General features: G+C 66.8%; 11 protein-coding genes. 8 read left to right on the top strand and 3 right to left on the bottom strand.

Annotated features, from left to right (window positions below; all coding sequences use genetic code 11):
- Positions 1-113 precede the first annotated feature (113 nt).
- Together pta and RBJ75_RS27015 are read right to left on the bottom strand one after the other, a co-directional pair.
- On the bottom strand, positions 114-2,249 hold the full coding sequence (gene pta / locus RBJ75_RS27020; protein ID WP_317528568.1) for a phosphate acetyltransferase: 2,136 nt from the start codon (positions 2,247-2,249) through the stop codon (positions 114-116).
- Between the two features lie 45 nt (positions 2,250-2,294).
- The gene (locus tag RBJ75_RS27015) at positions 2,295-3,539 is read right to left on the bottom strand and encodes an acetate kinase (protein ID WP_317528567.1); all 1,245 of its coding nucleotides are present in this window, start codon (positions 3,537-3,539) and stop codon (positions 2,295-2,297) included.
- A gap of 254 nt (positions 3,540-3,793) precedes the next feature.
- Here RBJ75_RS27015 and RBJ75_RS27010 point away from each other — a divergent pair, with 254 nt between their 5' ends.
- The 3 genes from RBJ75_RS27010 (at position 3,794) to RBJ75_RS27000 (ending at position 4,998) form a co-directional block, all read left to right on the top strand.
- A complete protein-coding gene (locus tag RBJ75_RS27010) occupies positions 3,794-3,937 on the top strand; it encodes a hypothetical protein (protein WP_234707328.1) in 144 nt (47 codons plus the stop codon).
- A 71-nt stretch (positions 3,938-4,008) separates the two neighbouring features.
- Positions 4,009-4,260 (top strand): hypothetical protein, encoded by a 252-nt coding sequence (locus RBJ75_RS27005; protein ID WP_152647617.1) that lies wholly within the window; start codon positions 4,009-4,011, stop codon positions 4,258-4,260.
- Positions 4,261-4,269: 9 nt separating this feature from the next.
- The gene (locus tag RBJ75_RS27000) at positions 4,270-4,998 is read left to right on the top strand and encodes a DUF72 domain-containing protein (protein WP_044406794.1); all 729 of its coding nucleotides are present in this window, start codon (positions 4,270-4,272) and stop codon (positions 4,996-4,998) included.
- A 67-nt stretch (positions 4,999-5,065) separates the two neighbouring features.
- On the opposite strand, the gene RBJ75_RS26995 is transcribed toward RBJ75_RS27000, so the two are convergent.
- On the bottom strand, positions 5,066-5,188 hold the full coding sequence (locus RBJ75_RS26995) for a hypothetical protein (protein WP_276156721.1): 123 nt from the start codon (positions 5,186-5,188) through the stop codon (positions 5,066-5,068).
- Between the two features lie 228 nt (positions 5,189-5,416).
- On the opposite strand from RBJ75_RS26995, the gene RBJ75_RS26990 reads away from it, so the two are divergent.
- From RBJ75_RS26990 to RBJ75_RS26970, 5 genes are read left to right on the top strand one after another with little or no spacing between them, the layout of a single operon-like run.
- Positions 5,417-7,192 (top strand): thiamine pyrophosphate-requiring protein, encoded by a 1,776-nt coding sequence (locus RBJ75_RS26990; protein ID WP_044406797.1) that lies wholly within the window; start codon positions 5,417-5,419, stop codon positions 7,190-7,192.
- Positions 7,192-8,289, top strand: a complete 1,098-nt coding sequence (locus tag RBJ75_RS26985) for an enolase C-terminal domain-like protein (RefSeq protein ID WP_044406800.1) — start codon at positions 7,192-7,194, stop codon at positions 8,287-8,289. The genes RBJ75_RS26990 and RBJ75_RS26985 overlap by 1 nt, the downstream gene beginning before the upstream one ends.
- 11 nt (positions 8,290-8,300) lie before the next feature.
- Positions 8,301-9,269, top strand: a complete 969-nt coding sequence (locus RBJ75_RS26980; protein WP_044406803.1) for a hypothetical protein — start codon at positions 8,301-8,303, stop codon at positions 9,267-9,269.
- Positions 9,262-9,927 (top strand): gluconate 2-dehydrogenase subunit 3 family protein, encoded by a 666-nt coding sequence (locus RBJ75_RS26975; RefSeq protein ID WP_044406805.1) that lies wholly within the window; start codon positions 9,262-9,264, stop codon positions 9,925-9,927. The genes RBJ75_RS26980 and RBJ75_RS26975 overlap by 8 nt, the downstream gene beginning before the upstream one ends.
- Positions 9,914-11,572: a GMC family oxidoreductase gene (locus RBJ75_RS26970; protein WP_276156720.1), complete on the top strand. Its 1,659-nt coding sequence runs from the start codon at positions 9,914-9,916 to the stop codon at positions 11,570-11,572. Before RBJ75_RS26975 ends, RBJ75_RS26970 begins: the two co-directional genes overlap by 14 nt.
- Positions 11,573-11,733: the final 161 nt, after the last annotated feature.

Below are 11,733 nucleotides of genomic sequence, written 5' to 3'. Positions count from 1 at the left end.
CGCGTGCGCCGCGCGCATGTCATGTCGATGCCCAGGTCCGGACGACCGGGGCGAACCAGTGCGGACGATAAGGCATAACATGGACGATCCTGTGTCGCGCATCGTTTCGGTCCTCACTCGGCTGCCACGGCGTAGGTTCCGGGCCTGGCGGCGTCGCCAGCGGCGGCCTGGATGGCGGTGATGGCGATGGTGTAGACGATGTCGTCGACCAGGGCGCCGCGGGAGAGGTCGTTGACCGGCTTGCGCAGGCCCTGCAGCATCGGTCCGACCGAGACGACATTGGCGGAGCGCTGCACCGCCTTGTAGGTGGTGTTGCCGGTGTTGAGGTCGGGGAAGACGAAGACATTGGCGCGGCCGTCGAGCGGGCCGCCCGGCGCCTTCTGGCGCCCGACGCTGGCGACGGTGGCGGCGTCGTATTGGATCGGGCCGTCGACGATGAGGTCGGGGCGCAGCGCGCGGACCTTGTCGGTCGCCCGGCGCACCTTGTCGACGTCCTCGCCGGCGCCGGACGCGCCGGTCGAATAGGAGATCATCGCCACCCGCGGCTCGATGCCGAAGGCGGCTGCGGAATCGGCCGACTGGATCGCGATCTCGGCGAGTTCGTGATCGGTCGGATCGGGGTTGATGGCGCAATCGCCATAGACCAGGACCTGGTCCGGCATCAGCATGAAGAACACGCTGGAGACGATGCTCGATCCCGGCGCGGTCTTGATCAGCTGCAGCGCGGGGCGCACTGTCGAGGCGGTGGTGTGAACGGCGCCCGAGACCAGCCCGTCGACGTCGTTCTGCGCCAACATCATGGTGCCGAGCACCACGGAATCCTCCAGCGCGATCTCGGCCTGGAGTTTTGTCAGGCCCTTGGCCTTGCGCAATTCGACCAGCGGCGCGACGTAGCGGCCGCGCTGCTGCTCGGCGTCGACGATCTCGAGATTGTCCGGCAGCTCGATGCCATGCGCCGCGGCGACCTCGCGGATGCGCTCGGGCGCGCCGAGCAGGATGCAGCGGGCGATGCGCTTGTCGGCGCAGATCGCGGCGGCGCGGATGGTGCGCGGCTCCTCGCCCTCGGGCAGCACGATGCGGCGCAGCGCCGCACGCGCGCGCGCGACCAGGCGATGGCGGAACACCGGCGGCGGCATCAGCGTCTCGACCGGCAGATCGAGCCGCAGCGCCAGCGGCCGCGTCTCCACCTTCTCGGCGATGAACGCGATCACCCGTTCCATGCGATCGCCATCGGCGCGACTGACATGGGCCGACAGATTGGCCAGCTTCGACGCGGTGGTGAACGTGTCGTCGTCGGTACACAGGACGGCGAGCCGATCGAGCGGGGCGGAAGCCAGGATCGCGGCGAGCTCGGGGGCCGGACGCCCGCCGCAGGTCAGCACCAGGCCGGCCAGCGCCATGCCGCGCTGCGCCACCAGCGCGGTGGCGAGAATCGCATCGCTGCGATCGGCCGGCGTCACCACCAGGGTTTCCGGCCGCAAGGTCCCGATCAGCTTCTCCGGCGAGCGCGCCGCGACCACGACGTTGAGCACGCGCGTGGTGTCGATGCCGCCGCGATTGAGGATGGTCAGGCCGAGCGTGTCGGCGATGTCGATCAGATGCGGCGCCAGCAGATGCGCGGCACTCGGCACCGCGGCGAGGATCGGCACCGGGTTCGATCCGTTCAGCGTCAGCGCGCCGCGCTCGGTCAGCGCCAGGGCGGCGGCGGCGTCGATGCAGCGATTGATCAGCAGGCCGGCGATCGGCCGGCGGCCGTCGTCGCCATATTGCTCGGCGGCGGCGGCGGCCTTCGCCGCCAGTGCTGCGGCATCGTGCGATCCGCCAGCCAGCACCGGGATCAGATCGGCGCCGAGCGAGCGGATGATCTCGATGTTCAGCCTCGTGGCGATCTGGAATTCGACGTCGGGGATCAGGCCCTCGACGATGACGATGTCGCAATCGGCCTGAACGGTGTCGACCATCGACACCACTTCTTCCATCAGCCCGCCGAGCTGGCCGGAGCGCACCATCTCGGCGGCGTGATCGAACGCGATCGGGTCCGGGGTGCGGACGCCGCACAGCGTCCGGGCGAAATGCGCCGCCAGATCGAGATCGCCGGAGCGGATTTCGGGCTGCATGATCGGCTTGACGAAGCCGACCTTGACGCCGGTGAGTTGCAGGGCCCGGACCAGGCCCAGCGTCATCGATGTGAGGCCGGCCTCGCGGGAGACCGGAACGAGATAGAACGTACGATGGCGGGAATTATTCATTGGAATGCTTTCGGCGACCGATCGAGGAGTTGCGCGCGCCTGCGATCAGGCGATGTGAAGGTCGGAGGGCTGGGCGGGAAAGCCGCCCGACGGGGAGATCCCCAGAATGGCGGTGGCGTCGCGGGCGATCAGGCCTTCTTCATCGGTGGGGATGACGATGGCGGTCGGTCGCCGGCTGCGGCTGATGCGGCCGCTGCGCCCGCCCACGGTGCGCTCATTGGCTTCGCGGTTGAGGGTGAAGCCGAACACCCGCAGGCTCTCGATGGTCTTGGCGCGGAGCAGCGCCGAGTTCTCGCCGATGCCGCCGGTGAACACCAGCGCGTCGAAATTGTCGAGCGAGGCCGCAAGCCCGCCGATGTGGCGCGCCAGCCGATGCACGAAGACGTCGAGGGCGAGGATGGCGCCGGGATGGCCTGCTTGCGCGGCCTGCTCCAGCGCCCGGCAATCGCCGGACAGTTCGGAGATGCCGAGCAGCCCGCTTTGGGTGTTGAGCATGGTCTCGACCTCGTCGAGGCTCAGCCGATTGGTGCGCGCGACATGCGCCACCACGCCGAAATCGATGTCGCCCGAGCGGGTGCCCATCACCAGCCCTTCCAGCGGCGTCATGCCCATCGTGGTATCGACGCTCTCGCCATTGCTGACCGCGGTGGCCGAGGCGCCATTGCCCAGATGGGCGATGACGATGCCATGATCCTGCGGATCGAGCCGCAGCAGCTCGACCGTCTGGCCCGCGATATAGCGATGCGAGGTGCCGTGAAAACCGTAACGCCGCACGCCCTGGTCGCGATACAGGCGCTGCGGGATCGCATAGGTGAAGGCGGCGGCGGCGATGGTCTGATGGAACGCGGTGTCGAACACCACCACCTGGGGGATCGCCGGCAGGCCCTGCGCGCAGGCGCGGATGCCGAGCAGATTGGCCGGATTGTGCAGCGGCGCCAGCGCCGCCACCGCCTCGATGTCGGCGATCACCTCAGGGGTCACCAGCGCCGAGGCGGAGAACCGCTCGCCGCCATGGACGACGCGATGGCCGACGACGACGATGCGATCGAGCAGGCGCTGCTCGGCGAGATAGCGCAGGATCGCCGCCAGCGCCGAATCATGGCTGCCGCCGTGCAGCGAATTGACCGTCTTGGTATCAGCCGATTTGAGCACGATCCGCGCCTCGGGACGCCCGAGGCATTCCGCCAGACCGGACGCCAGCGGACCGCCGCCGGACGCCGGAATCACCGAGAATTTGAGCGACGAGGAGCCGCAATTGATCACCAGGACGAGCTCGGAAATATAGGCCATTCTTCGATCTCGTAGATTGCCGCTATGAGAATGTGAGGTGACCTTAACGCACCCCGTGGCAGCCTCGACGGCGTTCCGGCGAACGGCAGCATGCGTCCCCGAGCGGCCGCAGACCGGCGCCGAGCGGCGGCCCGATTGGCGCCACCTCGGTGTCACCATCGCGCCGGGGCTGGCGTTCCGGCGCTGCTGGCTCTCTCCTTCGCGCTCGCCCATGCTTCGCTCGGGGCGTTCAATGCGCCGATCGGACTGGCGATTTGGGTCTCAAGGCCGCGCTGGCGCTGCTGATCTTCATGTCGCTATGGCGCTCGCGGGCGATCATGCGGCTCGCGGCCGCCACCGGCCTATTCTGGCTGGCGATCCTGTTCGCATTGACCTTCAGCGATGTGCTGTCGCGCTGACCCGGCAGCCGGCCAGCCTTGCGCAGCGCCAAAGCGAGGAACGATCGCGCGTCGTCAGGATTAGCCGAAAGATGACCAGCATTTCGCCAAGCCCAGCCTGTTTGTTGCCGCACCAAGGCGCCAGCGCCAAGCGTCGGATGGCTGTTGCGGCGGTGTTTGAGGCGTCGCTGGTCGCCGCATCACCGACCCTCGTACAACGGCCGCCCGACCTCGATCAACTGCGGCAGCAGGCGTTGGTGCAGGTCAGCGCAGCGCGTCAGAAGCAGGGATTAACCGTCCGGAAACTCGACGACGCCCTGCCCGTGCTCGGCAAACGGCACTGAGCCGCCAGCATGGCGCGGATCCTGATAGGCACCTCCGGATGGTCCTATGCATCCTGGCGCGGGCCGTTCTTTCCGGATCGGCTACCGGTCGCGCGACGGCTGCAGTTTTACGCCAGCCAGTTTCCCACCACCGAACTCAACGGCGTGTTCTATCGCACCCCGCCTCCGGAGGCGGTGCAGAGCTGGCATGACCAGACCGGGAACGATTTCGTCTTCGCCTGGAAGGCTTCGAAATTCATCACCCATTGGAAGCGGCTGTCGGCTGCCTCCGCCAATAGCCTTGAACTGATGGAGGACCGGATCGCGCTGCTCGGCGACAAGGTCGGCCCAATCCTGTTTCAACTGCCGCCACGCTTCGCCTGCGACCGCGGCCGTCTTGCCGCCTTCCTCGACATGCTGCCAACCCACCGCCGCTATGCCTTCGAGTTCCGCCATCCGAGCTGGTACAGCCCGCCAGTGTTCCGGATACTGCGCGACGCTAATGTGGCGTTATGCCTGTCCGATCACCACGATGCGCCCGCGCCCTGGAAGCGGACCGCGGACTTCATCTATGTCAGAGGCCATGGACCCGGCGGTCGCTACAAGGGCCGCTATCCCGGCGCGACCCTGCAGCAATGGGCAAAGACGATCGGTGCCTGGAAGCGGCGCGGCTATGACGTCTATGTCTATTTTGACAATGACCAGAAAAGCGCGGCGCCCAGCGACGCGCTACGCCTGACCCGGCTGTTCGAAAAATAGTGACATAACACAAATAGCAACCCGCCTCCGCACTTGTGCGGTAGGCGCGTCGCGCAGCAAGCCGCAATCAGCCAAAGAAGCCCGCCGCCCACGCCGCCACGGCCAATAGCGGCAGCAGCGCCACCGCGATCAGCAGCAAAGGCGCAGGCTCGTTGCCGGTTCGCTTCTCGTCAAGGTCATCGTCTGCCATGCGCAATCGAACGCCGTGATGGACCGCGGGTTCCTCACGCCGTCCGGCGCGGACCCACGCCGTTGTGGCAGGCCGTGTGCGTTTCAAAAGGACGTGAGCGGCCCGCGCTTCGTTCAATTTGCGCAACGGCTCACGCAACGATCGCAAAACTCCATCGTTGGAGCTTCGAACACTCAATCATTCCAACACTCAATCAAACGGGTGCGCGTGCACCGTCTGGATCATGACATGAATGTGAGCGAATTTGTCTGGCAGCGTTTGGCGGAATGGGGCCTGCACAGGGTCTATGGCTATCCGGGAGACGGCGTCGGCGGCCTCGATGTTGCGCTGGAAAAGGCCGGCGACTCCATGGATTACGTCCAGGTGCGTCACGAGGAGATGGCCGCCTTCATGGCTTCGGCGCATGCCAAATTCACCGGCCAGGTCGGGCTGTGCTACGCGACTTCGGGACCCGGTGCCATTCATCTGCTGAATGGGCTGTACGATGCCAAGATGGATCACGTTCCGGTGGTCGCCCTGGTCGGGCAACAGGCGCGGAGCGCGATCGGGGCGAATTATCAGCAGGAGGTCGATCTGCAGACGCTGTTCGGCGATGTCTGCGAATATGTCGGGCTCGCCAGCGTCCCCGAGCAGGTTCGGCATCTGATCGACCGCGCCGTCCGCATTGCCCACGACAAACGCGGCGTCTGTTGCGTGATCCTGCCGAACGATCTGCAGCAGCTCGACTACAAGTCCCCGCCGATGGCGCATGGCGCCACCCACACGGGGGTTGGACACGCTTTTCCGGCGAGCGTGCCGGATGAGGCCGGGCTGAAGGCCGCCGCCGAGGTGCTGAACGCCGGCAAGAAGGTGGCGATGCTGGTCGGCGCCGGCGCGCTCGGCGCCACCGACGAGGTAATCGCGGTCGCGGAGCGGCTGCAGGCCGGCGTTGCCAAGGCGCTGCTCGGCAAGGCAGCGCTGCCCGACGACCTGTCATTCGTTACCGGCTCGATCGGCCTGCTCGGCACACGGCCGAGCTGGGACCTGATGAAGGGCTGCGACACGTTTCTGATGGTCGGTTCGGCTTTCCCTTACAGCGAGTTTCTGCCGCGCCCGGGCGACGCCCGCGGCGTCCAGATCGACATCGACGGCCGCCGGCTCAGCCTGCGTTACCCGATGGAGGTCAATCTAATCGGCGACAGCGCCAAGACCTTGCAGGCGCTGCTGCCGCTGCTGACCCAGAAGAAGGAAACCGCGTGGCGGCGCGGCATTGAGCGCGGCATCACATCATGGTGGCAGACGCTGGAGCAACGCGCGATGGTCGCGGCCGAGCCGCTCAATCCGCAGCGGGTGTTCTGGGAATTGTCGCCGCGGCTGCCCGACAACGCCATCATCACCGCAGATTCCGGCTCGGTCGCCAATTGGTACGCGCGTGACCTCAAGATACGGCGCGGCATGAAGGCGTCGCTGTCCGGCGGCCTGGCCTCGCTCGGCGCCGGCACGCCTTACGCGGTCGCCGGCAAAATGGCCTATCCGGATCGCACCGTGATCGCCTGCATGGGCGATGGCGCGATGCAGATGAACGGCCTCAACGTGATGATCACCATCGCCAAATATTGGCAGAAATGGTCGAACCCGCGGCTGATCGTGCTGGTGCTGAACAACCGCGATCTCAATCAGGTGACCTGGGAAGAGCGGATCCAGCTCGGCGCCGGCAAGACCGAGTCGACGCAGAGCATTCCGGATTTCCCCTATCACAAATACGCCGAGCTGCTCGGCCTCAAGGGCATCTTCGTCGACAATCCGGACAGGCTGGGCGCGGCATGGGACGAAGCGCTGGCGGCCGACCGGCCGGTGATTTTCGAGGCCTATACCGACCCGAACATTCCGCCGCTGCCGCCGCATATCACTCTGAAGGACGCCAAGAACTTCGTCAGCATGATGGGCGAGGAACCCGAACTGAGCAGCGTCCTGACCAACAGCGCCAAGGAGCTGCTCGCCAGCGTGCTCCCCGGAAAGGGCTGATGATGTCGGAGGTCACCATCGACAGGCTCGACGTCCGCGCCTTCACGATTCCAACCGACCGGCCGGAAGCGGACGGCACCCTGGCCTGGGACAAGACCACGATCGTGCTGGTCGAGGCCCATGGCGATGGCAAAACCGGCCTCGGCTACACCTATTCGTCCGATGCGATCCTCGGCCTCATCACCGGCAAGCTCGCCGGTGTGGTCGAGGGCCGCGATGCTCTCAATCCGCAAGGCGCCTGGCGGGCGATGCAGCGATCCGTGCGCAATCTCGGTCGCGAAGGACTGGCGGCGACCGCGATCTCGGCGGTCGATTCGGCGCTATACGACCTGAAGGCGCGGCTGCTCGGCGTACCGCTGGCGACCTTGCTCGGCCGTTATCGCGACGCGGTGCCGATCTATGGCAGCGGCGGCTTCACCAGTTACTCCGATAAGGAATTGCGCGAGCAGCTTGGCGGCTGGGTTGCGAACCAGGGCTGCGCCTTCGTCAAGATGAAGGTCGGCTCCGAGCCCGCGCGTGACCCGGCGCGGGTGCGCGCCGCCAAGGATGCGATCGGCGACCGCGCCACGCTGTTTGTCGACGCTAACGGCGCCTATGGGGTGCAGCAGGCGCTGCGGCTCGCCGAGCAATTCGCCCAGCAGGGCGTCGGCTGGTTCGAAGAGCCGGTGTCGTCGGACGACCTGCGGGGCCTTTGCGCGGTGCGCGCACGCGCGCCGTTCGGCATGGATGTCGCCGCCGGCGAATACGCCTACACCACCGATTACGCCCGCCACATGCTCGCCGCCGAGGCCGTCGACGTGATGCAGGCCGATGTCACGCGCTGCGGCGGCATCACCGGCTTCCTGCAGATCGCCGCGGTGTGCGAGGCGTTTCACACCGACCTGTCGGGCCATTGCGCGCCGGCGCTGCATCTCCACGTCGCCTGCGCGGCGCCACGATTGCGGCATCTCGAATGGTTTCACGACCATGTCCGGATCGAGCACATGCTGTTCGACGGCGCACCCGTGCCGCGCGACGGCGCGCTGCATCCCGACCTGTCGCAGCCCGGCCACGGCCTTGCCTTCAAGGCGCAGGACGCCGCGCGCTACGCCGCCTGAGGATCAAGCCCATGACCAATCAGCGGTTGTTTCTGTTCTGCGCCGGGATCGGATTGGGTGCCGGGCTGGTCGCCGCGACTCGCCGCGCCGGCGAGGCACCGCGCCGGATCTCGGCTCAGCGGCGCGGTGAGGATGCCACGAGCCGGGCGCGCTCCCAAGCCACCGTCACCGCCGCGCGCCGGCTCAATCGCGCCGCGGGTCTGCTGGCGACTTCGGTGCTGGCCGATAGCGGCGTCGAGCACTATCGCGGCTCATTCAAGAACAAGGCGATGTATACGCCGCTCGTGGTGTCGGCTTTGACGCTCGGCGTCAGCCTGCACGGCACCGCTGACAAGCGTCCGGCAGCGCATCTCAGCCGCGACGCTGTCTATGCGCTCGCCGCAGCCACCGGCCTGATCGGCACCGGATTCCATATCTACAATGTCGGCAAGAAGCTCGGCGGCTTCTGCTGGCAGAACCTGTTCTACGCAGCTCCGCTCGGCGCGCCGATGGCGATCCTGCTGTCGGGCCTGATCGGCTTCAGCTCCGAACGGGTGCGCGAGAGCCGCCGCGACGCAGCGGTGCGGCCGGAGATTTTCACGCTGCCGGCCGGGCGCACGCTCGCCGCGGTGACCGGCGCCGGGCTGCTCGGCACCACCGGCGAAGCCGCGCTGCTGCATTTCCGCGGCGCCTATCACAACCCGTTGATGCTGCTGCCGGTGACGCTGCCGCCGGTTGGCGCGCTGCTGCTGGCGGGCGTCGCAGCGAAGTTCGACGCCGCGCATTGGCTGCCGCGCGCCTGGATGTGGCTGCTGGTCGCGATGGGCTTTGGCGGCGCCGGTCTGCACGCCTATGGCGTCTCGCGAAACATGGGGGGCTTCGCCAATTGGAGCCAGAATATCCTCAGCAGTCCACCGCTGCCGGCGCCGCCGAGCTTCTCCGGCCTGGCGCTGGCGGGCCTCGCCTGTCTCGATCTGATCAGGGAGCATCCCGATGCATGACCCCTCCCGCGCCGCCAAGCCCGATCGCTATCCCGGCTACGACGTGCTGTCGAAACGATCCGGCCCATCCTGGAACGCGCAAACGCGGCGGGTCGTCAACCGTCGTCTGTCGATCGGACAGCAGCCCCATTACTTTTCGGAAGCGGAGTTTGCCACCATGACGGCGATCGCCGCGCTGATCGTGCCGCAACCGACCAACCGGCCGGGGGTCCCGATCGCCGGCCTGATCGACCACCGGCTGTCGCAAGGCAAATCCGACGGCTATCGGCTGTCGCAAATGCCGCATGACGGCGAGGCCTGGAAACAAGGCATTGCCGCGCTCGATGCCGAAGCCGAGGCCGCCCATGGCAAGCGCTTTAGCGCCTTGCCGAGAGCGCAGCAGAGCGAATTGCTGGAGCGGATGCAGCGCGGGGAATTGAGCAACCCGGCCTGGGGGACGATGCAGCCGCAGGCGTTCTTTCAGCGTCGGCTCGGCCGCGACGTCGTGATGGCCTACTACGCGCATCCCACCGCGTGGAACGAAATCGGCTGGGGCGGCCCCGCCAGCCCGCGCGGCTATGTCCGGCTCGATTTCAACGACCGCGATCCCTGGGAAGCCGCCGAGGCCGACGGCAATGATGACGCGCCAGTGCGAAAGATCAATCATGACCTACGATGATCCGCTCGACAGCCCGCGCGCAACGCAAGGCCGCGCACCGGACGTATTCCGCCCCGGCGGCTTTGTGCCGATGCGGCAGCACCGCGACAGCGACCTGGTGGACTTCGTCATCGTCGGCACCGGCGCCGGCGGCGGCACGCTGGCCTGTCGGCTCGCCGAACACGGCTTCTCGGTGGTGGCGTTCGACGCCGGCCCTTATTTCCGGCCGCTGGAGGACTTCGCCTCCGACGAAAGCGAACAGGACAAGCTGTATTGGACCGACGACCGCATTGTCGACGGCGCCAACCCGCTGCAGATGGGCAGCAACAACAGCGGCAAGGCGGTCGGCGGATCGACCGTGCATTTTGCCATGGTGTCGCTGCGGTTTCGGCCGGAATGGTTCAAGTCGCGCACCCTGCTCGGCTATGGCGCCGACTGGCCACTCGACTGGCGCGAGATGTGGGATTACTACGCCGAGGTCGAGCAGGCACTGAAAATTTCCGGCCCCGTCACCTATCCGTGGGGCCCGAAGCGGCCGCGCTATCCCTATCGCGCCCATCCGCTCAACGCCGCCGCCCGCGTGCTGGCCAAGGGCTGCGAGGCGATGGGCATCGGCTGGACCGAGACGCCGCTGGCGACGCTGTCGGCGCCGCGCGGCCTCGCCCATCCTTGCGTCTATCGCGGATTCTGCGTCACCGGGTGTTCCACCAACGCCAAGCAGAGCGCGCTGGTGACCTGGATCCCGCGCGCGATCGCCGCCGGCGCCGAAATCCGCGATCTCGCGATGGTCGGCCGCGTCGAGACCGGCAAGGACGGCCTCGCCACCGGCGTGCATTATTTTCGTGACGGCCAATGGCGCTTCCAGCGTGCCCGCAATGTGGTGGTCGCCGGCTATGCGATCGAGACGCCGCGGCTGCTGCTGAACTCCGCCAATGCGATGTTCCCGAACGGCCTCGCCAACTCCTCGGGCCTGGTCGGCAAGAACCTGATGGCGCAATCCAACCAGGCGGTATGGGGCCTGATGGAGGACGAGGTCCGCTCCTACAAGGGACCGCCCTCGCTGGCGATCACCGAACATTGGAACTACGCCGACCGCGACAAGGATTTCTTCGGTGGCTACGCCTATATGAGCCAGGGTCCGCTGCCGCAGCTATGGGCCAATACCCAATTCAGCGCCCACGGATTGTGGGGCGACCCTCTGGTCGCGGCGATGAAAGCCTACAATCATGTTGCCGGCCTGAAAATCGTCGGCGAAATGCTGCCGCAGGAAAGCAACCGCGTCACGCTGGCCGACGAGGTCGATCAATATGGCCTGCGGATTCCCCGCATCACCTATTCGTGGTGCGACAATGACAAGCGGCTGATCGAGCATTCGCTGCGCTTCATGAGCCAGGCGCTGCAAGCCGCCGGGGCGCGCGACATCTGGAGCCAAGACGACGACACCTGCCATCTCAACGGCACCGCGCGGATGGGCGACGATCCGCGTAGCAGCGTGGTCGATGCCGATTGCCGCAGCTGGGATATTCCCAATCTGTGGATCTGCGACGGCTCGGTGTTTCCCACCGTCGGCGGGGTCAATCCGTCGCTGACGATCCAAGCAGTCGCGTGCCGCACCGCGGATCGGATTCGCGCAATGGCGCGCCGCAAGGAACTGGCAGCCGTCTAAACTGTAGACTTGTGACCTCTGAATTCCGTCAATTTCGGCCGGACTCACCCGTTCCGCTCGGTCGGTCGCCGAACCGACCATCTCATCGCGCTGATGCCGTACGGGCAGTAACAATAAGGCAAAGAGCTGCCATGCATTGAGCCGGTGCGGCTGCCACCCGC

This window comes from Rhodopseudomonas sp. BAL398, assembly GCF_033001325.1.
Classification (GTDB): domain Bacteria; phylum Pseudomonadota; class Alphaproteobacteria; order Rhizobiales; family Xanthobacteraceae; genus JARJEH01.
Note: the sequence above shows the minus strand (reverse complement) of the source record. Positions and strands in the feature narration are given on the sequence as shown.